The 23,629-nt window shown below is 71.1% G+C and carries 24 protein-coding genes; 18 read left to right on the top strand and 6 right to left on the bottom strand.

Annotated features, from left to right (window positions below; genetic code table 11):
* Window positions 1-93: 93 nt before the first annotated feature.
* Window positions 94-744 carry a response regulator gene (locus ACFRCG_RS13450; RefSeq protein ID WP_380031054.1) on the bottom strand — a complete coding sequence of 217 codons (651 nt, stop codon included), beginning with the start codon at window positions 742-744 and terminating at the stop codon, window positions 94-96.
* On the bottom strand, window positions 741-2,003 hold the full coding sequence (locus tag ACFRCG_RS13445; RefSeq protein ID WP_380031052.1) for a sensor histidine kinase: 1,263 nt from the start codon (window positions 2,001-2,003) through the stop codon (window positions 741-743). Before ACFRCG_RS13445 ends, ACFRCG_RS13450 begins: the two co-directional genes overlap by 4 nt.
* A 206-nt stretch (window positions 2,004-2,209) precedes the next feature.
* On the opposite strand from ACFRCG_RS13445, the gene ACFRCG_RS13440 reads away from it, so the two are divergent.
* The 4 genes from ACFRCG_RS13440 (at window position 2,210) to ACFRCG_RS13425 (ending at window position 6,695) form a co-directional block, all read left to right on the top strand.
* Window positions 2,210-2,932, top strand: a complete 723-nt coding sequence (locus ACFRCG_RS13440; RefSeq protein WP_380031049.1) for an ABC transporter ATP-binding protein — start codon at window positions 2,210-2,212, stop codon at window positions 2,930-2,932.
* On the top strand, window positions 2,932-3,750 hold the full coding sequence (locus ACFRCG_RS13435; RefSeq protein WP_380031047.1) for an ABC transporter permease: 819 nt from the start codon (window positions 2,932-2,934) through the stop codon (window positions 3,748-3,750). Before ACFRCG_RS13440 ends, ACFRCG_RS13435 begins: the two co-directional genes overlap by 1 nt.
* A gap of 102 nt (window positions 3,751-3,852) precedes the next feature.
* The gene (locus tag ACFRCG_RS13430) at window positions 3,853-5,229 is read left to right on the top strand and encodes an FtsW/RodA/SpoVE family cell cycle protein (RefSeq protein ID WP_380031045.1); all 1,377 of its coding nucleotides are present in this window, start codon (window positions 3,853-3,855) and stop codon (window positions 5,227-5,229) included.
* Window positions 5,226-6,695: a penicillin-binding transpeptidase domain-containing protein gene (locus tag ACFRCG_RS13425; protein ID WP_380031043.1), complete on the top strand. Its 1,470-nt coding sequence runs from the start codon at window positions 5,226-5,228 to the stop codon at window positions 6,693-6,695. Before ACFRCG_RS13430 ends, ACFRCG_RS13425 begins: the two co-directional genes overlap by 4 nt.
* Before the next feature lie 44 nt (window positions 6,696-6,739).
* Here ACFRCG_RS13425 and ACFRCG_RS13420 read toward each other — a convergent pair whose 3' ends face one another.
* Window positions 6,740-7,348, bottom strand: coding sequence for a TetR family transcriptional regulator (locus ACFRCG_RS13420; RefSeq protein ID WP_380000690.1), 609 nt, complete (start codon window positions 7,346-7,348; stop codon window positions 6,740-6,742).
* Between the two features lie 138 nt (window positions 7,349-7,486).
* Here ACFRCG_RS13420 and hpnH point away from each other — a divergent pair, with 138 nt between their 5' ends.
* The 4 genes from hpnH to ACFRCG_RS13400 all read left to right on the top strand — a co-directional run bounded on the left by hpnH (window position 7,487) and on the right by ACFRCG_RS13400 (window position 10,930).
* On the top strand, window positions 7,487-8,491 hold the full coding sequence (gene hpnH, locus ACFRCG_RS13415) for an adenosyl-hopene transferase HpnH (RefSeq protein WP_380000692.1): 1,005 nt from the start codon (window positions 7,487-7,489) through the stop codon (window positions 8,489-8,491).
* Between the two features lie 317 nt (window positions 8,492-8,808).
* Window positions 8,809-9,132, top strand: coding sequence for a hypothetical protein (locus tag ACFRCG_RS13410; protein WP_380031041.1), 324 nt, complete (start codon window positions 8,809-8,811; stop codon window positions 9,130-9,132).
* A gap of 365 nt (window positions 9,133-9,497) precedes the next feature.
* Window positions 9,498-10,466, top strand: a complete 969-nt coding sequence (locus ACFRCG_RS13405; protein WP_380031039.1) for a DJ-1/PfpI family protein — start codon at window positions 9,498-9,500, stop codon at window positions 10,464-10,466.
* Window positions 10,463-10,930, top strand: a complete 468-nt coding sequence (locus tag ACFRCG_RS13400) for a GNAT family N-acetyltransferase (protein ID WP_380031036.1) — start codon at window positions 10,463-10,465, stop codon at window positions 10,928-10,930. Before ACFRCG_RS13405 ends, ACFRCG_RS13400 begins: the two co-directional genes overlap by 4 nt.
* Window positions 10,931-10,990: 60 nt before the next feature.
* On the opposite strand, the gene ACFRCG_RS13395 is transcribed toward ACFRCG_RS13400, so the two are convergent.
* Window positions 10,991-11,245, bottom strand: a complete 255-nt coding sequence (locus ACFRCG_RS13395; RefSeq protein ID WP_078978779.1) for a hypothetical protein — start codon at window positions 11,243-11,245, stop codon at window positions 10,991-10,993.
* A gap of 49 nt (window positions 11,246-11,294) precedes the next feature.
* Complete coding sequence (locus ACFRCG_RS13390) at window positions 11,295-12,515, bottom strand: MFS transporter (protein ID WP_380031033.1); 1,221 nt, start codon at window positions 12,513-12,515, stop codon at window positions 11,295-11,297.
* 267 nt (window positions 12,516-12,782) lie between these two features.
* Here ACFRCG_RS13390 and ACFRCG_RS13385 point away from each other — a divergent pair, with 267 nt between their 5' ends.
* From ACFRCG_RS13385 to ACFRCG_RS13350, 8 genes are all read left to right on the top strand, one after another.
* Window positions 12,783-13,556 (top strand): acyl-CoA thioesterase, encoded by a 774-nt coding sequence (locus ACFRCG_RS13385; RefSeq protein WP_380031030.1) that lies wholly within the window; start codon window positions 12,783-12,785, stop codon window positions 13,554-13,556.
* Window positions 13,557-13,598: 42 nt separating this feature from the next.
* Complete coding sequence (locus ACFRCG_RS13380) at window positions 13,599-13,985, top strand: VOC family protein (protein WP_380031027.1); 387 nt, start codon at window positions 13,599-13,601, stop codon at window positions 13,983-13,985.
* A gap of 164 nt (window positions 13,986-14,149) precedes the next feature.
* Complete coding sequence (locus tag ACFRCG_RS13375; RefSeq protein WP_380031024.1) at window positions 14,150-14,929, top strand: enoyl-CoA hydratase/isomerase family protein; 780 nt, start codon at window positions 14,150-14,152, stop codon at window positions 14,927-14,929.
* A 3-nt stretch (window positions 14,930-14,932) separates the two neighbouring features.
* Window positions 14,933-15,865, top strand: coding sequence for an SDR family oxidoreductase (locus ACFRCG_RS13370; protein ID WP_380031022.1), 933 nt, complete (start codon window positions 14,933-14,935; stop codon window positions 15,863-15,865).
* Window positions 15,866-16,108: 243 nt separating this feature from the next.
* Window positions 16,109-17,239 carry a magnesium and cobalt transport protein CorA gene (locus tag ACFRCG_RS13365; RefSeq protein WP_380031020.1) on the top strand — a complete coding sequence of 377 codons (1,131 nt, stop codon included), beginning with the start codon at window positions 16,109-16,111 and terminating at the stop codon, window positions 17,237-17,239.
* Window positions 17,240-17,359: 120 nt separating this feature from the next.
* Window positions 17,360-18,100: an alpha/beta fold hydrolase gene (locus tag ACFRCG_RS13360; protein WP_380031017.1), complete on the top strand. Its 741-nt coding sequence runs from the start codon at window positions 17,360-17,362 to the stop codon at window positions 18,098-18,100.
* Window positions 18,101-18,220: 120 nt separating this feature from the next.
* Window positions 18,221-19,537 carry a sensor histidine kinase gene (locus ACFRCG_RS13355; protein ID WP_380031015.1) on the top strand — a complete coding sequence of 439 codons (1,317 nt, stop codon included), beginning with the start codon at window positions 18,221-18,223 and terminating at the stop codon, window positions 19,535-19,537.
* A complete protein-coding gene (locus ACFRCG_RS13350) occupies window positions 19,501-20,151 on the top strand; it encodes a LuxR C-terminal-related transcriptional regulator (protein WP_380031014.1) in 651 nt (216 codons plus the stop codon). The genes ACFRCG_RS13355 and ACFRCG_RS13350 overlap by 37 nt, the downstream gene beginning before the upstream one ends.
* A 176-nt stretch (window positions 20,152-20,327) precedes the next feature.
* Here ACFRCG_RS13350 and ACFRCG_RS13345 read toward each other — a convergent pair whose 3' ends face one another.
* A complete protein-coding gene (locus ACFRCG_RS13345) occupies window positions 20,328-20,531 on the bottom strand; it encodes a hypothetical protein (RefSeq protein WP_126640583.1) in 204 nt (67 codons plus the stop codon).
* 546 nt (window positions 20,532-21,077) lie between these two features.
* On the opposite strand from ACFRCG_RS13345, the gene ACFRCG_RS13340 reads away from it, so the two are divergent.
* Both ACFRCG_RS13340 and ACFRCG_RS13335 read left to right on the top strand, forming a co-directional pair.
* The gene (locus tag ACFRCG_RS13340) at window positions 21,078-22,514 is read left to right on the top strand and encodes a hemolysin family protein (RefSeq protein ID WP_380031012.1); all 1,437 of its coding nucleotides are present in this window, start codon (window positions 21,078-21,080) and stop codon (window positions 22,512-22,514) included.
* Window positions 22,511-23,578, top strand: coding sequence for a CNNM domain-containing protein (locus ACFRCG_RS13335; protein ID WP_380000718.1), 1,068 nt, complete (start codon window positions 22,511-22,513; stop codon window positions 23,576-23,578). Before ACFRCG_RS13340 ends, ACFRCG_RS13335 begins: the two co-directional genes overlap by 4 nt.
* Window positions 23,579-23,629: the final 51 nt, after the last annotated feature.

Below are 23,629 nucleotides of genomic sequence, written 5' to 3'. Positions count from 1 at the left end.
ACGAAAATCGCTCTTGTATGACGCCTGCCGCCCGCCTGCCTCCCGAGTCGCGATCGGCAACCTCCCGACCCGCCGCCCGCCCCCGCCCCGGGGTCAGCCCGGCGCGACGAACCCCGACTCGTAGGCCGCGATCACCGCCTGGGTGCGATCACGCGCGCTCAGCTTGGCCAGCAGCGCGCTCACATGGCTCTTGACCGTCTCGGTGCCCAGGTACAACTCCGCGGCGATCTCGGCGTTGTTCAATCCGCGGGCCATCGCCCGCAACACGTCGGCCTCACGATCGGTCAGCTTGGCCCGGGCCACCGCGTCGCTGCGCGCGGTCTTCCCGAAACGCTCGGTCAACGCGCGCAGCTTGGCCGGGAACAGCAGCGAATCCCCCGTGGCCAGCGTCCGCACCGCGTCGGTGATCTCGGCCGGGCGGGCCCGCTTGAGCAGGAAGCCGTGCGCGCCGACCCGAAGCGCCTCGTAGACGTATTCGTCGTTCTCGAACGTGGTGATGATCAGGATCTTGGGCGGCTGATCGAGGTGTGCGAGGAGGTCGCGGGTGGCCTGGATGCCGTCCACCCGAGGCATCCGTACGTCCATCGCGACCACGTCCGGGCGCAGCGAGCGGACCAGCGCGAGCACCCCCGCGCCGTCGCCGGCCTCGCCCACCACCTCGAAGTCGGGCTGTGCGGCCAGGACGGCCCGCAGGCCGGCCCGCACCAGTTCGTTGTCGTCCACCAGCAGAATCCGGATCGTCACGACGCCCACCGTAGGGGCAGCCGGGCATGCACCCGCCAGTAGCCGTCGTGCGGCCCCGCGGTGGCCTCGCCGCCCAGCAGCGCGGCCCGCTCGCGGATGCCGCGCAGCCCGCTGCCGCCGCCCCCGCCGGTCCCCCGCCGCCCCGCCTCCGCCGAGGGAGTGTCGTTGCGCACGGTCAGTTCGACCTCGTGGTCGTGCACCGCCACCGTGACCTCGACCGGCACCGGACCGGCGTGCCGCAGCACGTTCGTCAGCGATTCCTGCACGATCCGGTAGCCCTCGCGCGAGATCACCGCCGGCACCGCGTCGAGCGAGCCCAGCACCCGCACCTCGACCGGGGCGCCCGCGCCGCGCGTGGTGTCGGCGAGCACCTTCAACTCGGCCAGCCCGGGTCGGGGGGCGGCCGGCTCCGGCGCGTCGCGCAACAGCAGCAGCATGCGCTCCAGGTCCTCCAGGGCCTGCCGCCCGGTCACCTCGATCGCGTCCAGTGCCCGGTCGGCGAAGACCGGGTCGGTGTCGAGCAGTTGCCGCGCCGCGCCCGCCTGGAGCACGGTCACCGACAGCGCGTGGCCGATCGAGTCGTGCAGTTCGCGCGCGAGCCGATTGTGTTCGAGCAGCTGCTCGGTGCGCCGTTCGAGGGCGGCCAGCTTCTCGCTCGCGGACGGCCCGAGCAGCCGCTTGGCCAGCACGGTGAGCAGCAGGCCCGCGCCGACCAGGTAGGCCAGCGCCACGACGATGACGGTCAGGCCCAGCGGGACCAGCCACCAGTGCGCGGCGCCGCCCGGGAAGCTCGCCCCGTCGAACGCCAGACCGTCATCGGTGGCGGGCGACCCGATCATCGCCACGGCGGTGAAGATCGCGGACGCCGCCGGCGCGAGCCCGAGCCAGCCCAGTTCGACCCGCAACACCAGCCACAGTGCCGTGCGCCAGCGGTCGGGCCAGGTCTGCGACCGGGTGACCGCGATGTCGCTCTCGTCGCCGGGGCGCAGCAGCAGCCGGGCCTGGAACCCCTCGAACCGGCGCGCCTCGGCGATCAGTCCGAACGCGGTCAGGATCGGGACGGGCATGGCCAGCAGCGCGACGCGATGGCCGAGCCCGCCGCCCTCCAGACCGGGATAGACCATGGCCACCGCGACGCCCAGGAGCAGGCCCGTGAACAGGTGGAAGCCACGCGTGTAGGTGGCGGCCGTGACCAGGGGCCGGGCGAGGCGCCGGAGCCGGGCGCGCGGCGAGCTGCGGGACGAAACGATGCGGAACACCCCGCCATCCTCCAGGGTCGTCCCGGCGCCGCCCTCCCCCGCCCGGGGGAGGCCGTCCCCACGGTTGGGGGATCCGGCCCGAGGTCCCCGGGTCGCAGTCTTGAGGCACCGCAGCAACCGGGCGGCGACCACCGGGTGTCGACGAGGTCTTCGGGCCCGACACCCTCCGCATCGACTCGGCCCGACCGGCCCGGGGAGCACCACAGATGATCCGCATCCGAAACCTGACGAAGCGCTACGGCGACGTCCTCGCCGTCGACGACCTCGACGTCGAGATCGCGGCCGGCACCGTGACCGGCTTCCTCGGCCCCAACGGCTCGGGCAAGTCGACCACGATGCGGATCGCCCTGGGCCTGGACCGCCCGACCTCGGGCGGGATCACCATCGACGGCCGGGCCTACGGCGAGCTGCCCGACCCGCTGCGCCACGTGGGCGCCCTGCTGGACGCGGGGGCGGTACACCGGCGCCGGCGCGGCTACGACCACCTGCTCTACCTGGCCCGGTCCAACCGCATACCGAGGTCGCGGGTCGACGAGGTGCTGGCGCAGGTGGGGATGACCGACGCGGCCCACCGCCGCGCCGGCACCTACTCGCTGGGGATGCGCCAGCGCCTGGGCATCGCCGCCGCGCTGCTCGGCGACCCCGGCGTGCTGATCTTCGACGAGCCGGTCAACGGCCTGGATCCGGAGGGTATCCGGTGGATCCGCGAGCTGATCCGCTCGCTGGCCGCCGAGGGCCGCACGGTCTTCGTGTCCAGCCATCTGATGAGCGAGATGGCGCTGACCGCCGACCACTTGGTGGTGATCGCGGGCGGGCGGCTGCTGGCCGACGCCACACTGACCGACTTCGTCGGCGACGGACCGTCCCTGGAAGACGTCTATCTCCGGCTGACCGCCGGACACGAGCAGTATGTGGGAGGTGGCCGGTGATGACCACGGCAACGCGGGAAACCACGAAAACGCGGGAGACCAGGGCAACGCGTGTGCCCAGGACGAGCTTCGCGGCGGCCCTGGAGGCGGAGTGGATCAAGCTCCGCTCGGTGCCGTCGACGCGCTGGCTGCCCCTGGCCGCGGTGCTTTCGATCGCCGGGGTGAGCGCCCTGGTCGACGCGTTCGTCGCCGAGGGCCAACGCCGCGAGGACGGCGCCGAATACGACGCGTTCACCCTCGTGCACTACGGCGTCAACTTCGGCCAACTGGCACTGGTGGCCTTCGCGGTGCTGGCGGTGGCGGGCGAATACGGCGCGGGCACCATCCGCGCCTCGCTGGCCGCGGTGCCCGACCGGCGGCTCTTCGCCGCCGCCAAGCTGACCGTGATCACCGCCGTGGCCCTGGTCACGGCGATCGCCTCGAGTCTGACCTGCACTCTGGCGGCCCGGTTGTTGATGCCCGCCGGCGACATCTCGTTGACCGCCGCGGCCACCTGGCGCACGGCATTCGGTCAGGTGGTCTATCTGGTGCTGCTCGCGGTGATCTGCGCGGGCGTCACCTTCGTGCTGCGCACCCCGATGGCCTCGATGGGCCTGCTGATCCCGCTGATCTTCCTCGGCACGGCCGCGCTCACCGCGATACCCGGGGTGCGCGAGGTGGCCAGGTTCCTGCCGGACAAGGCCGGGCAACGCATCATGCGACTGCGCGAGTTCAACGCCTACGAACTCGCCCCGTGGCCGGGCGTGGTGGTGATGGCGTCGTGGGCGATCGCGGCGGTGGTCGCGGCGGTGACGCTGTTCCGCCGGCGCGACGTGTAAGCACGACAGCGCTGTAGCCATCACAGCGCTGTCACCACCGCGATACCTCCACCACCGCGACACTCCGGTTACCCACGGTCACTTGTGGGAACTCCAGAGCGCATGTCCAGATGGCGGCGGCGCAAGACGGCGGCAGGCGAGCCCCTGCCGCCGACGCGGCGCAACACCGAATTCCTGCTGCTCGTGTTCGCGGTCCTGGTCCCGGTCTTCGCCTACGCGAACGTCGGCCTGGCCAGGCACGGCTCGATCCCCCCGGACACCGCGAAATACGGCCTGGGGCTGGGCCTGCTGGTCCTGATCGCGCACATCCTGGTCCGCTTCTTCGCGCCCTACGCCGATCCGGTGCTGCTGCCGATCGCCGCCCTGCTCAACGGCCTGGGACTGGTGTTGATCTACCGGCTCGACCTGGAGACGCCGAAGGTGCAGGCCGCGTCCTCGCAACTGGTGTGGTCGGCCATCGGGGTGATCCTGTTCGCGGCCGTGATGATCGCCGTGCGCGATCACCGCTCCCTGGGCAAATACGCCTATCTCGCCGCCGCCGTCGCGCTGTTCCTGATGATCGTCCCGGTCTTCTTCCCCGCCATCAACGGCGCGAAGGTGTGGATCCGACTGGGCGCGTTCTCGTTGCAGCCCGGCGAGTTCGCCAAGATCATCCTGGTCGTCTTCTTCGCGTCCTACCTCGCCGGCACCCGCGAAACGCTGATGATGATCGGGCACCGGTTCTGCGGCGTGAACCTGCCCCGCGGCCGCGACCTGGGACCGGTGCTCGCGGTGTGGCTGGCCTCGGTCGGCATCCTGGTCCTGGAGCGCGATCTGGGCACGTCCGTCCTCTACTTCGGCGCGTTCGTGGTGATGCTCTACGTGGCCACCGCCCGGATCGGCTGGATCCTGGTCGGCCTGATCCTGATCGCCCTGGGCGCGTTCGCGGTCGGCTCCGCCGAACCTCACGTGCACAGCCGCGTACAGAACTGGCTGGACCCGTTCGCGAGCATCCACGCGGGCCTGGGCCCGGGGCAACTCGCCCAGTCGCTGTTCTGTTTCGCCGCCGGCGGTCTGCTCGGCGCCGGGCTCGGCCTGGGCCACTCGATCCTGGTCGGGTTCGCCGCCAAGAGCGACTTCATCCTGGCCACCGTCGGCGAGGAGTTGGGACTCACCGGCATCGCCGCGCTGTTGGTGCTCTACGCGCTCCTGGTCGCCCGCGGCTTCCGGGCCGGGCTGACCGCGCCGGACGCGTTCGGCTCGCTGCTGGCCTACGGGCTGTCCGCCGTGCTGGCGATCCAGGTGTTCGTGGTCGCCGGCGGGGTGACCGCGCTGATCCCGCTGACCGGCATGACCATGCCCTTCCTCGCCCAGGGCGGCTCGTCCGTGGTCACCAACTGGGCCCTGATCGCCCTGCTGATGAAGATCAGCGACCGGGGCCGCCGCCCGCTCGCGCCGATCGAGGAACCCGTACCCCTGCCCGAGGAGGTGCGCGCGTGATCGTCACCGCCCGACGCGCCGCCGGATTCTGCCTGCTGCTGCTCCTCGCGCTGCTCGGCAACGCGACCTGGGTGCAGGCCCACAAGGCCGACACCTACGACCACATGGAGGGCAACCGCCGTCCGCAGATCATCCGTTACCAACAACCGCGCGGCGACATCCTGGTGGCCGACGCGCCGATCACCGGATCGCCACATACGGCCGAATCCTTCGACCTGGCCTACGGACGCAGCTACACCGACGGCCCGCTCTACGCCCCGGTCACCGGCTACGCCTCCCAGCTCTACGGCACCTCACTCCTGGAGGGCGTCGAGGACGACATCCTCGCGGGCACCGATCCGCGCCTGGGCGCCTGGCCGGTGATCACCGCCGTCACCCGCGGGCGCGCCGCCGCCGGCAACGTGGCCACCACCATCCTGCCCGCCGCCCAACAGGCCGCGTTCAACGGCCTCGCGAGCACCGGCAACAAGGGCGCGGTGGTCGCCCTCGACCCCACCACCGGCGCGATCCTGGCCCTGGTCAGCACCCCGTCCTACGACCCGGGCACGGTGGCCGGCGCGAACAAGGCCGCCCGCGCCGCGTGGGCCGCGCTCGACGGCGACCCCGACCGGCCGATGCTCAACCGCGCGCTGCGCGAGACCTATCCCCCCGGCTCCACGTTCAAGGTGGTCACCGCCGCCGCCGCGCTCGCCTCCGGCACGGTGTCCGATCCCGACGAGCCGACCACCACCCCCGACCCCTATCCGCTGCCGGAGACCCACACCCTGCTCGGCAACGAGGCCGACGGTTGCCGCAACGCCTCGCTGCGCTACGCGCTGACCGTGTCCTGCAACACGGTCTTCGCCAAGCTCGGGGTGGACATGGGCGCCGAGGTGATGCGCCGTCAGGCCACCGCCTTCGGCTTCGACGACCCGAAGTTGCGGATCCCGGTCGCGGTCACCCGGAGCGTGTTCCCCAAGAGCCCCGACCGACCGCAGACCGCGCTGTCCTCGATCGGCCAGTTCGACACGCGCGCCACCCCGCTCCAGATGGCGATGGTCGCCGCCGGCATCGCCAACGACGGCGAGGTGATGCGCCCGTACCTGGTCGAACGGCTCACCCGCGACGACGGCAGCACCGTACGCGGCACCGAACGGCAGACCCTGGCCCGTGCCGTCCCCGCGTCGGTGGCCCGCCGACTCCAGCGCATGATGCAGGACGTGGTCACCACCGGCACCGGCGGCAACGCCCGGATCGACGGCGCGATCGTCGGCGGCAAGACCGGCACCGCCCAGCACGGCGAGCACAACCGCGCCGTGCCCTACGCGTGGTTCATCGCATACGCCAAGCCGAGCCCCGACGCGAAGCCCGCCGTCGCCGTCGCGGTCGTCGTGGAGGACGGCGCCGCCGACCGCGCCGACATCACCGGCGGCGGCCTCGCCGCCCCGATCGCCAAGGCCGTGATGACCGCCACCCTTTCCCGATGACCGCCCCGCACCCCGCACCCCGGCCGCGACGGACCCGCCCCCGCTCAGCTCTTCCGCAACCCCGCCAACACCCGGTCGATGACCTCCCCCACCTCGCGCCGCGCCACCGCCGGATCTGCGGCACGCGCGGTGTACAGGCTCGCCTCCGAGATCAACGAGGCCAGCAGCCGAGCCAGCGGCGGCACCGGCAACTCGTCGATCTCGCCGTTGTCCATCGCCTGCCGCAACCACGCCGCGAGCAACCCGTGCCCGTGCTCGTCCACCAGCGCGTCCCACGACCCGGGCCCCAGCACCGCCGGGCCGTCCACCAGCACGATCCGCTGGAAGTCCCCGGTCGTACACACATCCAGGAACGACTGGAACCCGTGTCGCAACTGATCCCAAGGTTCACTCGGATGGTCCTGGGCATGACTCATCTCGTGGGCTACGAGCGCCTCTGCCGCCTCGGCCGCGACGGTCTCCATCACGGCGCGGAACAGGTCGGCCTTGTCCTTGAAGTGGTGATAGAGCGCACCCCGGGTCACCCGGGCCTGCGCCACGATCTCCTCGGTACCGGTCTGTGCGTAGCCCCGGGTCGCGAACAACTCGCGGGCGGCGGCCAGCAGAGCCGCACGGGTGTCTGCGACATGTTGTGCCCGACGCGTGACCGCCATACAACCCCCACGTGACGTACAGCCTGTATGTTGAAGATGTTGTCATCATCGGGCGCCCCCGGGCAACGACGCCACGCCGAGCACGGTTTCAGCGGACGCCGACGCCCCCGGGTACGGGGATAGAGAGGTGCGACGGTCATGGGCCTGCCGCTGAATCTGGCTGTGAAAATCGGTACGCATCTGGTCAAGCAGAAGATCAAGCGCGTGGACAAGTTCGCGATGATCGTGGAGGTCGAGCCGCTCTTCGCGTGCAACCTCAAGTGCGGCGGGTGCGGCAAGATCCAGCAGCCGCACGACGTGCTGCGCAAGCGCATGTCGGTGGAGCAGGCGGTGGCGGCGGTCGAGGAGTGCGGCGCCCCGATGGTCTCGCTGGCCGGCGGCGAACCGCTGATGCACAAGCAGATCGACCTGATCGTCGAGGAACTGCTCAAGCGCAAGAAGTTCGTGATCATCTGCACCAACGCGGTGCTGCTGCCCAAGCACCTGCACAAGTTCAAGCCGAACAAGAACTTCGCGTGGATGGTGCACATCGACGGCCTGCGCGAGAAGCACGACCAGGCGGTGGCCAAGGACGGCGTCTTCGACGAGGCCGTGGCCGCGATCCGGATGGCCAAGGCGGCCGGATTCCAGGTCTACACGAACAGCACGTTCTTCAACACGGACTCCCCCGAGACCATCGTCGACGTGCTGGACTTCCTCAACGACGACCTCAAGGTCGACCGGATCCAGATCTCCCCCGGATACGCCTACGAGAAGGCGCCGGTGCAAAACCGCTTCCTCGGCGTCGAGCAGACCCGCGCGTTGTTCAAGGCGGCCTTCTCCGGCGGCAAGCGCAAGAAGTGGCGGCTCAACCACTCCGCGCTGTTCCTCGACTTCCTCGAGGGCAAGCGCGATTTCGAGTGCACGCCGTGGGCGATCCCGTCCTACTCGCTGCTCGGTTGGCAGCAGCCGTGCTACCTGATGGGCGACGGCTACGTGCAGAGCTACAAGGAGCTGCTCACCGACACCGAGTGGGAGAACTACGGTCGGGGCAAGGACCCGCGCTGCGACAACTGCATGGCGCACTGCGGCTACGAGCCGACGGCCGTGCTGGCCACGATGGGTTCACTCAAGGAGAGCCTGCGCGCGGTGGTCTCGGGCTGAACCGCCCACAAACGCCACACAGCGGAAATTGGGTGGCTCGGGCACCCCTCACCGGCGCCCGAGCCACCACAACCTGATGAAACGTGAGCGTAGCGGAAGCCGCGTTGACACGTGTCGCATGGGGGGCGTCCGAACCAAATCTTGACTCTTTTCTGCACGTGGACACTGGCGTGTCGGGTAGCTTCGTCCCGCTGTCGGCCCACCACGGGGCCGGGGCGACACCGCGAGGCGCGTGTTCCGCGGGGTTCGAAATGGGGGCTTGTCCAGATATGGTTCAACGTTTTCTTCGGCGTCTCGCCGGTCCGATCCTGCTCGCCGTGTTCGCGGCGGTCCTGACCGCGGCGCCCGCGCAGGCCGCGCCCGACCGGGCGCAGGTGCGTCAGGTCTCGTCCGCCTCGACGCAGACCTCGCTCACCTCGACCGGCGTGTCGACCGGCGTGCAGACGCTCGCGGACACCTCTGCTCGAACCAGCGCCCAGCGGGCCTCGGTTCCGCAGCTGCACCCGGTCAAGACGAAGAAGAAAAAGAAGAAGAAGAGCTTCTTCAAGAAGGCCGGGAAGTTCATCTTCGCGATCATCGGCATCATCGTGCTCGCGATCGTCATCTACTTCGTCTGGCGCGCCCTCAAGCGCCGCAGCTGATCGACCGCCGGTCGACCACCGCCGCGCCATACGCCGGCGGTCGCCGACCGATCCACCTCACGAAACACCGCGCGCGCCCGGCCGGGTCCCCCGTCCGGGCGCGCGTTTCGCGTGTCCGGCTCCGCGCCGGACCGCATCAGTGGTGCCACGACGGGGACTTGCCCCCATCGCGCGTATCGGCCGACCGCCCCAGGGCGGACAGCACACCGAGAATCACCGTGGTCACCAGGAAAATCGCCAGAACCGTCATACCCCGAGCATGCCATTTGCTTGCACATGCATCGAGTGGCCGGACTGCCTGATTACCGCAATATCCTGCCACCGCCATCCTGTCCTCACGATCACCGCGCCGGCATGCTGGTCGCATGCTGCGCAATGTGGTCGTGATCGTCCAGGACGGGGTCGCACCCTTCGAACTCGGGGTGCTGTGCGAGGTCTTCGGCATCGACCGAAGCGAGGAGGGCTGCCCGGTCTACGACTTCGCGGTCTGCGCGGTCACTCCCGGCCGGGTGCGCACCAAGGCCGGCTACGACCTGTACGCCGAACACGGCCTCGACCGGGTCGCCGACGCCGACCTGATCGCCATCCCGGCCGCCGTCGAGCACGACGAACGGGTGGCCTCCGACCCGGTTCTCCTGGACGCCTTGCGGGCGGCCGAGGCCCGGGGCGCGTGGATCATGAGCGTGTGCACCGGCGCGTTCACCCTGGCCCGGGCGGGCCTGCTCGACGGCCGCCGCTGCACCTCGCACTGGAAGTACACCGACCGCCTGGCCCGGCAGTTCCCCCGGGCCGTGGTCGAGCCGGACGTGCTCTACGTCGAGGACCGCCGGGTGATCACCAGCGCCGGCACCGCCGCCGGCATCGACGCCTGCCTGCACCTGGTCCGACTGGAGGACGGCAGCCGGGTCGCCAACACGATCGCCCGCCGCATGGTCGTACCGCCGCACCGCGAGGGCGGCCAGGCGCAATACATCGCCCGCCCGCTGCCCGGGCCGACCGGCAGCCCGCTCCAGGCCACGCTCGCCTGGATGACCGAGCGCCTGGCCCGGGATCTGACCGTCGAGCGCATGGCCGAGCACGCGCTGATGTCCCCGCGTACCTTCGCCCGCCGCTTCCAGCAGGAGACCGGCACCACGCCCTACGACTGGCTCATCGCGCAACGGGTGCTGCTCGCCCAGGAGTTGCTGGAGGAGACCGCATTGTCGATCGACGCGGTCGCGGAGCGCTCCGGTTTCGGCAGCGCGGCGACGCTGCGCCACCATTTCCTGCGCCGTCGCGGCACCACGCCGCAGAACTATCGCCGAACCTTTTGCCCGGGGAGCGTCACCGCATGACCGCACCGATGATCCGCGCCGCCCGCGCCGACGACTACGACGCCATCGTCGCGGTCGTCGACGACTGGTGGGGCCGGCCGATGACCTCCGCCCTGCCCCGCCTGTTCCTGGACCACTTCCACACCACGAGCCTGGTCGCCGAGGACGTCGACGGGCTCGGCGGCTTCCTGGTCGGCCTGCTCTCGCCCGCGCGCGTCGACGAGGCGTACATCCACTTCGTCGCCGTCCGCCCGGACCTGCGCCGATCGGGCCTGGCGGCCGAGTTGTACGAGCGCTTCTTCGCGCTCGCGCGGGCGGCCGGGCGGGTTCGGGTGCGGGCGATCACCGGTCCGGGCAACACCGGTTCGATCCGCTTCCACACGACGATGGGCTTCACCGTGCGCGGACCGGTCGCGGATCTGGACGGGCCCGGTCGGGACCGGATGCGGTTCGAGCGGAGCCTGGATGTCGGACCGGGCGCGTAGCCTTCGAGGTTCGACGGTCCGGTCCGGCACTCTCTTGCCCCTGTCCGGCCCGGACCGTCGTCAGGACAGCCGGGCCGCGGCCCGCAGCGCGCGCATGACCTTGAACCGGTTCGGCCCCAGCACCATCATCGGGTGCGCGTGCAGCGCGTGTATGGCGTTGCGTTCCGCGCGCACCGCCGCCGACCACTGCCGGGTCAGTTCGGCGTCCAGTCGCCCCGGGTTCTCGCGCGCGAAGGTGGTGACCACCTCGGCCGCGTGGTCGCGGTCCCGCTGAAGGGCAATCAGCTCCGCCGGGATTTCCGCCGCTTCATACATGCGGATCATCGTAGGTGGCCGAATGCCCGACACCTAGGACATGCGTACGTCACATATGCCGCGAATCCTCCGGGGCGGTCGCCGGCGTCGCCTCCGCCGGCGGCCCCGTCTCCCCGCGCCCCGCCGCGCAGTACAGCGCGACCGCCACACCGAGCGCGGCGGCCCCGAGCAGGATGAGCCGATAGTCCACCACGACCAACAGACCCGCCACGCCGAGCACGGCGAACGCGGTGGGCGCGAACATGACCGTCCCGGCCGTCGCCGCGACCCGGCCCACCAGATGCGCCGGCGTCTCCCGCTGCAACACGGTCATCGCCGCCACGTGCACCGCCGGCAACCCGAACCCGTTCAGCACGCTGCCGGTCGCCACCGCGGGCAACCAGGGCAGCGCCCGCAGCCCCACCGCGATCGCGAACAACACCAGGCCGAGCACCGCGAACCCCTTCGCGCCCAGCCGCCGAATCAGCGCGCCGGCGGCCAACCCGGCCGCCACCGAGCCCGCGCCCTGGGCCATGTACAGCACCCCGGCGAACTCCGGCGAGCGACCCAGCCCCTCGTCGACGACGGCGTAGGTCACCCCGCCACTGATCCCCGACACCACCATCGCCAGCCCGCCGGCGACCACAAGCCGGCGCAGCGGCCGGTGCGCCCACAGGTGGCGCACCCCTTCCGAGGTCTGCGCGACCCATCCGGTCGCCGAGCGTTCCCGCACGGGCTGTTCGAAGCGCATCAACGTGAACACCCCCGCCGCGAGCACGAACGTGCCCGCGTCGAGCAGCGCGACGGTGTGTCCGCCCGACCACGCGAACAGGCCCGCGCCCGCGAGCGGGGCGATCAGTTTCATGCCCTCGGAGGCGCTGAGCCGCAGCCCGTTCAGATCGCCCAGGATGCCCGGCGCGACCGCCGCGGAGAGTGCGGTCGACTCCCCCGCGTCGATCAGCACGAAGCCGAAGCCGTAGCCGAGCATCACCGCGAACAGGATCCACACCTGCGCCTCGGACCGCACGGTGAGGGTGGCGGTGAGCAGTACGGCGAGCATCGTGTTGACCACCACGAGCAGCCGTTTGGCCGGCCATCGGTCCGCGAACGCGCCGAGCACCGGGCCGAGCAGGGTCGGCGCGAACACGCCGAGCGCCATGAGTGCGGCGATGCTGTCCGATCCGGTGAGCGACTTGGCCCAGACCCCGGCGACCAGGGTCATCGCGCTGCTGCCGAAACCGGAGATCACCACCCCGCTCAGATACAGGCCCGCGTTGCGGTCCCGGAGCACTTTTACCCCACTCCACGCCACGCCTTCACCACGCCCCTCGTCGTCGGTCTCGCGGCCGTCATTGCTCTACTTGCAGCCATGAGCAGCGCCGTCAGCCGATTCGTCGCAGAAGTTGAGCCCACCAGACTCAGGCCCGAGGGGGTCGAGCGTAGTGGACCGGAGGCCACCGACGTTGAGCCTTCCGCACTCAATTCCGAGAAACTTGAGCCCAGCGGACTCAAGTTCGACCTTTTCGAAGGTAAAAGTCCCGATCCGGACGCGTTCCGAGTGTTCGGCGGTTGGCTCGTCGCCCAGGCCCTGGCCGCCGCCGGGGCCACCGTCGACGCGGACCGGGTGCCGCACTCGCTGCACGCCTCGTTCCTGCGGCCGGCCGACGCGACGCTGCCGCTGACCTACCGGGTCACCCGGACCCTCCAGGGACGCACGCTGAGCCACCGTCGGGTCGACGTGCTGCAGGGCGACAGGATCGTCGTACACCTGGTCGCGTCCTTCCAGGTGACCCGCCCCGAGAGCGCGTTCGACCACGCCCCGAGCGCGCCCGCCGCGCCCGACCCGCACACGCTGCCCACCCTGGAACAGCTCCTGGACACGCTGCGCGGTCCGCTGCGCAGGCCGGGCCTGGTCCGGTACAACCCGATCGACATGCGCTTCGTCGCCCCGCCGACCTGGGCGGACGAGACGTTCGCCGCCCGCCCGCCACACAACGCGCTGTGGTGTCGCACCGACGGCGAACTCCCGGACGACCCGCTTCTGCACGCGTGCGCCGTCGCCTACGCGACCGACCTGACCTTCCTCGACACGCTGGTACTGCCGCACGCGCACACCCTGGCCGGACGCTGGATGCCGCGGGCCAGCCTGGACCACACGATCCGCTTCCACCGCCCGTTCCGCGCCGACGAATGGTGGTTGTTCGACCAGGAGGGCACCACGCTGCACGGCACACACGGCACGGTGCACGGTCGATTGTTCGACGCGGCGGGAAAGCTGTTTGCGACGGTCGGTCAGGAGGCACTGTTCGGCGAGCCGGTCGAACACCGGTAGCCGGGCCGCCGACGGCCGGTGGCCCCAGCCGAGGGAGTTCGCATGTCGCAGATCGGATTGCAGGTCGGAAAGGTCTCGCTCAACGTCAGCGACCAGGACGCGGCCAAACGTTTCTGGGTCGAGAAGATGGGCTTCGAGGAGGTGCTGGACACCCCCATGGGCGAGGCCGGCAGCCCGCGCTGGATCGAGGTCCGGGCGCCCGGCGACGGCATCACGCTGATCCTTTTCAGTCAGCGCTTCGACATGGAGAAGGTCGGCAGCCTGAACAACGTCCTGTTCACCTGCGACGACGTGCAGCGCACGTACGCCGAGCTGAGCGCGAGGGGCATCGACTTCCCGGACAAGCCCGCGCAGCAGGAGTGGGGTTGGTGGGCCACCTTCCGCGACAACGAGGGCAACTTCTACGGCCTGACCCAGCGCAACCCCTGACCGGCACCACCGCCGCCTCGGCGCGCCCCCGGACCGCACACGGCCGACCCGGCGACCGACCGCGACCGTCACCCCGCGCGGCCGACTGTGATCTTGGCCGCTTGCGCGGCCCCCGGGCCCACGCCTCTCGATTCCTGCGCACCGTTGGGATATCCCAGGGTGTCATGGCGGACAAGCTGCTCCTCGACTACGACGGTGCGATCGCGACGATCACCAACAACAACCCGGACCGGCACAACGCGTTCGACGACGAGATGGACGCGCTGCTCTGGCGGATCCTCGGCGAACTGCGGCAACGCCCCGAGATCCGGGCGGTGATCTGGCGCGGGGAGGGCAAGTCCTTCTCCTCCGGCCGCGACGTGTCCTCGATCGGCGGTCACCGGGTCGAGGACACGCACCACGAGTTGATGACGCGCGGCCATCGCGGCATCCAGCAGTTGTTCGACCTGGACGCGCCGGTGCTGGTCGCCTGCCGGGGCTGGTCGATCGGCGCGTCCTTCCAGCGCGCGCTGCTGTGCGACATCCGGGTCGCCGCCGAGGGCGCCCGGTTCATGCTCCCGGAGACCACCCACGGGGTGATCCCGGACACCGGCGGGGTGGCCCGCCTGTTCCAGATCTGCGGCCACGGGGTGGCGGCCGACCTGGTGCTGACCGGGCGGCCGATGGACGCCGCCGAGGCGTACGCGCACGGCATCGTCTCGCGTGTGGTGCCCGCCGACGCGCTGGACGCCACCGTGCGCGAGATGGCCGAGCGCATCGCCGCCGCGCCGGCCGTGACGATCAAGACCGCCCGCCGGATGCTCGCCCGGCTCGCCGAACCCGCGGTGCGTGCCTCGATGGCCGACGAGTTGATCGCCCAGACCTTCGTCAACAAGTCGGACGACTACGCCGAGTTCCGCGCCGCGCGCGCCGAACGGCGGCCCGCCCACTACACGGGGAGCTGACCCATGACCGAGACGACCGGGACGAGCGGGACGAGCGGAACGAGCGGGGCGTCCGACGGCATCATCGGCCTGCCCGAGCCGCCCGCCCTCGGCGCGAGCGCACTGCCCGCGGGCACCTACGCGGGCCGTACGGTCCTCGTCACCGGCGGCGGCACCGGCCTGGGCCGGGCGATCGCCCTCGAATTCGCCCGCCTCGGCGCGAACCTCGTCGTCGCCAGTCGCAAGGAGGAACACCTGGCGGCGGCCCGCGAGACGCTGGCCGAGACCGGCGCGAAGGTCCGCACCGTGAGCTGCGACATCCGCGAGCCCGAGCAGATCACCGCCGCCTTCGACGCGGCGGTCGACTCGTTCGGGCCACCCGACGTGCTGATCAACAACGCCGCGGCCAACTTTCCCGTACCCGCCGAGGAGATGTCACCCAACGCCTGGCGCACGGTCGTGGACATCACCCTCAACGGCACCTACTTCTGCGCCCGCGAATTCGCCCGCCGACACCTGGCGGCGGGCACCCCCGGCTCGATCGTCAACATCGGCGCCTCCTACGCCTGGACGGGCGGCCCCGGCTTCGCGCACAGCGCGGCGGCCAAGGCGGGCGTGAAGAACATGGTCGAGACGCTGGCGGTGGAGTGGGGCCCGTACGGGATCCAGGTCAACGGCCTGGTCCCGGGCCTGTTCCCGCACGAGGACATGACCGCCGACATCAAGGGCAACCTCGCCGGCACCCACGACAAGGACCCGTGCCAGCCCGCCATGCGGGTCGGCCGGCTGCGCGAACTCGGCTGGGCCGCGACGTTCCTGGCCTCGCCCTACGCCCGCTTCGTCTCCGGGCACACCCTGGTCGTGGACGGCGCCAACTGGCAGCGCCGCGGCCTGGTCAACCCGCCGGTGGTCACCGTGCGGCAGCAGATGGGCAAGGGGCCGTTCGTCCTGCCGTAGCCCGACTCCGGCCGGGCCGGGACGCCTCGATCCGCCCCGACCCGGCCGGTTTCCGCCCAAGCCCACCGGCACATCCCCGACGCATCCCCAGGGGCCCGCACCGGGCGATGCCCTGAATGGCATACATACGCGATATCTGCGCGGAAATGTGGACAATACGAAGAAGAGCCGAACGCGACTCCCGGCGCGAGCGGCCCGATGTGGTGTCCGTGCTCGTCGCCGCCCAGTGTCCCGGAGCCCCGCATGTCCGATCGGCGTCTGCCCTTCCGCACCCGCAGGCACGGCACGCCCGAACCGCCCGAGCGCTCGATGGACCCCCGCGCGGCGGACACCCCCGAACCCCCGCCCGTCGAGCACAGCCTGATCGACTCGGCGATCTACGTGGAGGGGGTCCGCGTCGCCTCGCCGACCACCCTCGCCGACACCTACCGAGAACTGCACGCCCGCCCGGGCGCCATGGCCTGGATCGGCCTGTACCGCCCCTCCGAGAGCCAACTCCTCTCCGCCGCCGAGGAGTTCGACCTGCACGCGCTGGCCGTCGAGGACGCGATCGTGGCCCACCAGCGCCCCAAGCTCGAACGCTACGGCGAGACCCTGTTCGTCGTCCTGCGCGCCGCCCGCTACCTCGACGACGTCGAGGAGGTCGACTTCGGCGAGCTGCACGTCTTCCTCGGCCGCAACTTCGTGGTCACCGTCCGCCATTCCGAGTCCCCCGACCTGTCCGCCGTGCGCCGCTGGGCGGAGGAGCGGCCCGAACTCCTGCGCCAGGGCCCCGAGGCGGTGCTCTACGCGATCCTGGACAGCGTCGTGGACGCCTACGCCCCGGTCGTCGGCGGACTGCAGAACGACATCGACGAGATCGAGGCGGAGGCCTTCCTCGGCGCCCCGAACGTCTCCCGGCGCATCTACGAACTCTCCCGCGAGGTGATCGAGTTCCAGCGCGCGACCCGCCCGCTGCTGCTCATGCTCGCCGACCTGTCCACCGGCTTCGACAAGTACCACGTGGACGAGGAGTTGCGTCGCTACCTGCGCGACGTCCAGGACCACGCGACGATCGCGGTGGAGCGCGTGGTGGGCTTTCGCCAACTGCTCGAAGGCATCATGCGGGTCAACGCGGTGGTGGTGACCCAGGCCCAGAACGAGGAGATGAAGCAGCTCACCGCGGCCAGCAACGCGCAGAACGAGGAGGTCAAGAAGATCTCCGCATGGGCGGCCATCCTGTTCGCACCGACCCTGATCGGCACCGTGTACGGGATGAACTTCGACCACATGCCCGAACTGCACTGGGCGTACGGCTACCCGTACGCGATCGGCCTGATGCTCGTGGTCTGCGCCGTCCTCTACCTGATCTTCAAGCGCCGGAACTGGCTCTGAGGCACCGGGAGCCCCCGACGCGTGCCATTCCCGACATCAAACCTGTCGTGATCTGTCAGGTACACGCGACAGGATCCTGATCGCAGGACGAACACCGAACCACGATCGAGGAGCATCACCATGGCGAACATCGTTCTCGTGCCCGGCTACTGGCTCGGCGCGTGGGCCTGGGACCGGGTCGCCGAACCGCTGCGCGCCGCCGGCCACGAGGTCGTCGCGGTCACCCTGCCCGGCCTGGAGCCCGACCGCACCGACGGCACGGGCGTCGACCTGGCCGCCCAGTCCCGGGCCCTGGTCGACGAGATCACCGCGCGCGACCTCACCGACGTGGTCCTGGCCGCCCACTCGGGCGGCGCGTTCGCCGCGTACGAGGCGCTGGACCGGATCCCGGAGCGGATCGCCCGGATCGTCTACGTGGACGCCGGCCCGGTGGCCGCGGGCGTCTCGTTCGCCGACCTCCAGGAGCCCGAGGAGCGGGCCCGGATCGAGGCCGAGGTCGCCGCCCGCGGCGACGGCCGCTACGTCTACCCCTGGGACCCGGCCGCCGACCCGGTGATGCTCGACGGCCTGTCCGACACCGACCTCGCCGAACTGCGCGCCCGCGCGATGCCCCAGCCGTACGCCGTGGCCGCGAGCCCGCAGCAGGTCGCCGACCCGGCCCGGCTGCGGGTGCCGGCCCACCTGATCACCTGCCTGTTCCCGGCCGAGCAGGTCGAGGCCATGATCGCCGCCGGGCACCCGTTCACGGCCGAGTTCGCCGCGGTCGAGCAGCGCACGGTGCACAGCCTGCCGACCGGTCACTGGCCGATGTTCTCGCGCCCGAAGGACCTGGCCGAATTGTTGTCGGACATCGCCGGCTGACCCCTGCTCCGGGGTGGGCCCAGGCCCACCCCGGTTCGGGGTGCCTCCCCCGTGACCTGCCCGGTCGGCGCCCGACACACTGATGACACCAGCAGTCAGGCAGATCCACGGGAGGACCCCATGAGCACGCTCACGCCAGACAGAGCCGACCCGCCGGCCACCCGGTGGCGGCTCGGCTGGGCGCTGCTGTGCGCCTGGCGCGGCTTCGCTCTGGTCTTCCTCTCGGTCCCCGCCCTCGCGCTGTTCATCACGTGCGTGGTGTTCATGGCGCTGCTGCCGATAGGCGTCGGCCTGCTGTTCTTCTTCCCCCTGATGTTGCTGTTGCGCGCCACCGCCAACGTGACCCGCAAGGCGATGCGCTCGTGGGCGCACGTCCCGATCGACACCCCGTACCGGCGGTTGCCCACGGGCGGCGGCGTGACCGGGCTGTGGGCGCGCACCAAGCGCATGATCACCGAGGCGGCCACCTGGCGGGACCTGCTGTGGGCGCTGCTCTACCTGCCGTCGAGCCTGCTCATCGCGTGCTTCCCGATGATGCTGATCGTCAACGGCCTGCACGGCGTGCTGATGCCGTTCCTGTGGGAGGTGGCCTACCGGCACGTCGACGACGCGCAGTGGTACACGTTCATCAAGGTGAACAGCGTGGAGAGGGCCGGCCTCGCGGTGCCGTGGGGCCTGGTCCAGGTGGCCGCCGGCCTCGCCCTCGCGCCCTGGTTCGCCCGGGTCAACGGCCTGTGGAACCGGTCCCTGCTCGCCCCCACCAAGCAGGCCGAGTTGGCGCTGCGGGTCCAGCACCTGACCGAGAGTCGGACCGACGCGGTGGACGCTTCGGCGGCCGAGCTGCGCCGGATCGAGCGTGACCTGCACGACGGCGCGCAGGCCCGCCTGGTCGCGATGGGGATGAACCTGGGCGCCGCGGAGGCGCTGATGAAGACCGACCCCGACGCGGCCCGCGTATTGCTCGCCGAGACCCGCGAGGCGTCCGCGAAGGCGCTGCACGAACTGCGCGACCTGGTCCGGGGCATCCACCCGCCGGTGTTGTCCGACCGGGGCCTGGCCGACGCGGTGCGCGCAGTGGCCCTGGAGAGCCCGCTCGACGTCAACGTCAACGTCTCGCTGCCGGGCCGGCCCGAACTCCCGCTGGAGTCCGCCGCCTACTTCGCGGTCACCGAGGTGCTGACCAACGCGGCCAAACACTCCGGCGGCCGGCACGTGGAGATCGATCTCACGTACACGGACGGCTCGTTGCGGATCGCGGTCACCGACGACGGCGAAGGCGGCGCCGATCTGATGAAGGGCACGGGACTGCGCGGCATCCAGCGCCGACTCGATACATTCGACGGGACGCTCGCCCTGCACTCCCCGGTGGGCGGCCCGACGACTGTAATCATGGAGCTGCCGTGCGACTTGTCCTCGCGGAAGACCTCGCCCTCCTGAGGGACGGGCTGGTCCGCCTGCTCCAGGCGCACGGCTTCGAGATCGTCGCGGCCGTGGACAACGGGCCCGAACTGCTCCGGGCCCTGGTGCAGCACAAGCCGGACGTCGCGGTGGTCGACGTCCGGCTCCCGCCGACCTTCACCGACGAGGGCCTCCAGGCCGCCCTGGAGGCCCGCAGGCAGGTCCCGGGACTGCCGATCCTGGTGTTGTCGCAGTACGTCGAACAGCTCTACGCCCGCGAACTGCTCGCGGACGGCACCGGCGCGGTGGGGTATCTGCTCAAGGACCGCGTGTTCAACACCGACGAGTTCGTGGACGCGGTCCGCCGGGTCGCGTCGGGAGGCACCGCGATGGACCCCGAAGTGATCTCGAAGCTGCTCGCCCGCAACGTGCGGGACAAACCGCTGGCCCAGCTGACGCCGCGCGAACGCGAGGTCCTGGAGCTGATGGCGGAGGGATGCTCCAACGCGGCCATCGCGGGCCGCCTGTTCGTCTCGGAGGGCGCGGTGAGCAAGCACACCACGAACATCTTCGCCAAGCTGTCGATCGACACCTCGGACGAAACGAACCGTCGTGTCCTGGCGGTTCTGGCCTACCTCAACGGAACCCACTAGGCGAACCCCCACGAACCGCAGGCCGGCCGGCGACATCACGAGCGGGCGATCACCCCACGGTGGTCGCACCCGCTCGGCCCGGGGCGGCGCAGGGACGACTCACCCGTGCCGGACGCACGCGCCGCGACAGGCGGGAGGTCGGCGGGCCGGCGCCCTCGTCCCGGCTCGCTCGGCGATCAGGAGCCGGTGGTCAGGCGCAGCAGGCGGTCCCGCTCCTCCTCGACGATGCGTTGGGCCCGGAGGACGACGGCCTCGGGCACCCCTTCGGGCAGCTCGCCGAAGTCGCGGAATCGGCGGAGGTCGCGTGGACGAACGCCGGTGATGTCGTAGGCCTTCAACGCGGCGAGCGACACGGCGTAGTCGTCGAGTGTGCGAGGCATGGTCTCCTTCTCGCGCGCTGAGAGGTCCGATCCGGGCGCCTCGGGCGAGCCGGCGTGAGCCGGATCAGGGCTGCTGTCGTACACGCTGCCCCCGTCTGATGTTGTCAACGTCATTGCGGCGGTGCGGGTTCCCGATACCAATCTTCCGGACGGGAGGGCGTGGGTCGCTCCCCCGTACGGATGAACTTCGCGACGCCTGTGGCAGGCGGCGCGGGTTTTCGCTACTTCCCCCGCCGCGGTGTGTGCGTCGCACACCCCCGACGGGCCCCCATCACCTCACGGTGTTCGAGGACGCACAGATTGTCATGACGCGGGGTGGAAAGCCAAGCATCTTTGGATACTGGTCCGAATCCGACCCCTTCCGTCCGCATCAACGCCCGGCCCCGGGGAACAAGGGCGCGCGATGATACGTTCGGCGTGGTAAGTGTTTGACCCTGAATTGCCCGTTGAGCAAGGAGCGTGTGTGTCCGCCCAAGAGACGGACCCCCCTAGTACCGGTCCCTCCCGAGACTGTGATCGAAGCCGCGACGTCCGGGAGGCGGTCTCATGACCGCGGCTCTGGGCATAGCCGCGATCGTCGTGCTGACCCTCGGTACCGGTTTCTTCGTCGCCCAGGAATTCGCCTACGTGGCGGCCGACCGGAGCCTGCTGCGTCGTCGCGCGGAGGCCGGTGACAAGGCCGCCGCCCGGGCGATGACCGTGATGGGTCGACTGTCGTTCATGTTGTCGGGTGCCCAGCTGGGCATCACCGTGACGGCCCTGCTGGTCGGTTTCATCGCCGAGCCCGCGCTGGCCGCCGTGATCTCCCCCCTCCTCGAACTGGTCTCGGTACCCGACGGCGCCGTCCCGGTGATCGCCCTCGTCCTCGGCTTCGCGGTCGCCACCGCGATCCAGATGGTGCTGGGCGAGCTGGTCCCGAAGAACTGGGGCATCGCCGAACCGGAGCGTGTCGCCGTCCTGCTGGGCCGGCCGACCATCGTGTACCTGAAGGTCGCCGGCCCGCTGATCCGGCTGTTCGACACCCTGGCCAACCGCATCGTGCGCTCGATCGGCATCGAACCGGTCGAGGAGTTGCACGGTGGGGCCACCACCGAGGAGCTGGCGCACATCGTCGACGAGGCCGGCCGGGACGGCGACCTCGATCCCGGTCTGTCCGGGATCCTGCGCCGCGCGATCGCGTTCGGCGACCTGAGCGTGGACCAGGTGATGGTGCCGCGACCGGACGTGGTCCGCGTCCGTGCCGAGACCACCGCCGCCGAGCTGATCGAATTGGTCGCCGAGTGCGGCCACTCGCACTACCCGGTGGTCGGCGAGCGGGTCGACGACGTACTGGGCGTGGTCGGCGTGGCGTGCCTGCTCGAGGTGGCCCCCGAGGACACCGCGCACGTCACCGCCGGATCCATCGCCCGCCCCGCGCTGCTCGTCCCCGACACCGCCGGGCTGGCCTCGCTGCTTGAACAACTGCGGGCCGCCAACGAGGAGTTCGCGGTCGTCCTGGACGAGCACGGGGGACTCGCCGGGATCGTCACCTACGAGGACGTGGCCGAGGAACTGGTCGGCGAGATCGCCGACGAGAGCGACGACGAGGACCCCGTCGACACCGAGCCGGAGGACGGCTGGTGGCGCCTGGACGCCGGACTGCGGGTGGACGAGACCGAGCGGATCGTCGGCGCCGAGTTGCCCGACGGGCCCTACGACACCCTCGGCGGTCTGGTCATCGCGCACCTGGGTCGGCTGCCCGAGGTGGGCGACCGGATCCGGGTCCCCGACCCCGACGAGGTCCGCGCCGGGCGCTCGGCCGAGGAGGACGACGAGCCGATCCGCTACACCGAGATCGAGGTGCTGGCGGTCGAGCGGCACGTGCCGGCCCTGGTCCGCCTGCGGGTGCTGACCTCCGAGCCCGCGTTCCCCCGCGACATTCCCGAATGGAGCGCCGATCGGCGCTCCGCAGACCCCACACGCACCACAGAGGTGACCGCATGACCCCGTCCCTGGCCTCCGGTGGTGGCCTGGGCTCGATGGAGCTGGGCCTGTGGCCGGCCCTGGCCGTCACGGTCGCGCTGCTCGTGGGCAACGCGTTCTTCGTCGCCGCCGAGTTCGCGATGGTCGCCGCGCGGCGGCACCGCCTGGAGGCGCTGGCCGCCGAGCGCAAGCGCGGCGCCAAGTCGGCGCTGGCGGGCGTACGGGAGTTGTCCCTGATGCTGGCCGGTGCCCAGTTGGGCATCACCATGTGTTCGCTGGGCCTGGGCATCGTGTCGGAGCCGGCCATCGCCACGATGCTCGACCCGCTCTTCGACGCCGTCGGCATGCCGGCCGCGGCGGGGCACGCGGTGGCGTTCGCGATCGCGCTGGTGGTCGTGGTGATCCTGCACATGGTGCTGGGCGAGATGGCACCAAAGTCGTGGGCGATCGCCGGCCCCGAGAAGGTCGCGCTCGTCCTGGCCCCGTCCTTCCGCGGCTACACCCGCGTGGTGCGACCGCTGCTGCGCGCGATGAACGGGGTCAGCAACGCGATCCTGCGGCTGGCCCGGATCGACCCCAAGGACGAGTTGTCGCACCCCAAGGACGCCGAGGGGCTGCGCCGCCTGGTGGGCGAGTCCCGCCGGCTGGGCCTGATCGACAACGCCTCGCACGACGTGCTCTCGGGCACGCTGCGCACGCACACCGAGCCGCTGGCCCGGCTGATCGTGCCGACCGCCGAGATCGACTCGGTGCCGGCCGACGCGGGACCGGAGGAGATCGCCGCGGTCTCGCGCCGCAACGGCCGCAACCGGCTGCTCGTGCGCGGCGAGGACGGCACGCTGTTCGGGGTGGTGCACATCCGCAAGGTGCTCACCTCGCGCACCCAGGCGTCCGGGAACACCGCCGGCGAACTGGCCACCGCGGTGCTCACCCTCACCGTGGACACCCCGATCCAGCGCGCCGTGGCCGCCCTCCAGGAGCGCCGCGCGTCCCTGGCCCTGGTCCACGCCGCCGACGGCACCCTCCTGGGCCTGGTCGGCCTGGACGACCTCCTCGGCAGCGTGCTGGGCGCCAGAGCCGCCTGACCGCGCCCCGGCCGGCCCCGATCGGGTGACACCGGTCGGCCGGTCGGGTTG

It is taken from the genome of Embleya sp. NPDC056575, from assembly GCF_042793325.1.
Lineage (GTDB): Bacteria > Actinomycetota > Actinomycetes > Streptomycetales > Streptomycetaceae > Embleya.
The sequence above is the reverse complement of the archived record's forward strand: the minus strand, read 5'-3'. Positions and strand labels throughout refer to the sequence as shown.

Excerpts from the sequence above, each read along its gene's own strand:
- ACFRCG_RS13440 (WP_380031049.1), top strand. The coding sequence starts at position 2,210 with ATGATCCGCATCCGAAACCTGACGAAGCGCTACGGCGACGTCCTCGCC.
- ACFRCG_RS13435 (WP_380031047.1), top strand. The coding sequence starts at position 2,932 with ATGACCACGGCAACGCGGGAAACCACGAAAACGCGGGAGACCAGGGCA.
- ACFRCG_RS13430 (WP_380031045.1), top strand. The coding sequence starts at position 3,853 with ATGTCCAGATGGCGGCGGCGCAAGACGGCGGCAGGCGAGCCCCTGCCG.
- ACFRCG_RS13420 (WP_380000690.1), bottom strand. The coding sequence starts at position 7,348 with ATGGCGGTCACGCGTCGGGCACAACATGTCGCAGACACCCGTGCGGCT.
- hpnH (WP_380000692.1), top strand. The coding sequence starts at position 7,487 with ATGGGCCTGCCGCTGAATCTGGCTGTGAAAATCGGTACGCATCTGGTC.
- ACFRCG_RS13405 (WP_380031039.1), top strand. The coding sequence starts at position 9,498 with ATGCTGCGCAATGTGGTCGTGATCGTCCAGGACGGGGTCGCACCCTTC.
- ACFRCG_RS13400 (WP_380031036.1), top strand. The coding sequence starts at position 10,463 with ATGACCGCACCGATGATCCGCGCCGCCCGCGCCGACGACTACGACGCC.
- ACFRCG_RS13395 (WP_078978779.1), bottom strand. The coding sequence starts at position 11,245 with ATGTATGAAGCGGCGGAAATCCCGGCGGAGCTGATTGCCCTTCAGCGG.
- ACFRCG_RS13380 (WP_380031027.1), top strand. The coding sequence starts at position 13,599 with ATGTCGCAGATCGGATTGCAGGTCGGAAAGGTCTCGCTCAACGTCAGC.
- ACFRCG_RS13375 (WP_380031024.1), top strand. The coding sequence starts at position 14,150 with ATGGCGGACAAGCTGCTCCTCGACTACGACGGTGCGATCGCGACGATC.
- ACFRCG_RS13370 (WP_380031022.1), top strand. The coding sequence starts at position 14,933 with ATGACCGAGACGACCGGGACGAGCGGGACGAGCGGAACGAGCGGGGCG.
- ACFRCG_RS13365 (WP_380031020.1), top strand. The coding sequence starts at position 16,109 with ATGTCCGATCGGCGTCTGCCCTTCCGCACCCGCAGGCACGGCACGCCC.
- ACFRCG_RS13360 (WP_380031017.1), top strand. The coding sequence starts at position 17,360 with ATGGCGAACATCGTTCTCGTGCCCGGCTACTGGCTCGGCGCGTGGGCC.
- ACFRCG_RS13355 (WP_380031015.1), top strand. The coding sequence starts at position 18,221 with ATGAGCACGCTCACGCCAGACAGAGCCGACCCGCCGGCCACCCGGTGG.
- ACFRCG_RS13345 (WP_126640583.1), bottom strand. The coding sequence starts at position 20,531 with ATGCCTCGCACACTCGACGACTACGCCGTGTCGCTCGCCGCGTTGAAG.
- ACFRCG_RS13340 (WP_380031012.1), top strand. The coding sequence starts at position 21,078 with ATGACCGCGGCTCTGGGCATAGCCGCGATCGTCGTGCTGACCCTCGGT.
- ACFRCG_RS13335 (WP_380000718.1), top strand. The coding sequence starts at position 22,511 with ATGACCCCGTCCCTGGCCTCCGGTGGTGGCCTGGGCTCGATGGAGCTG.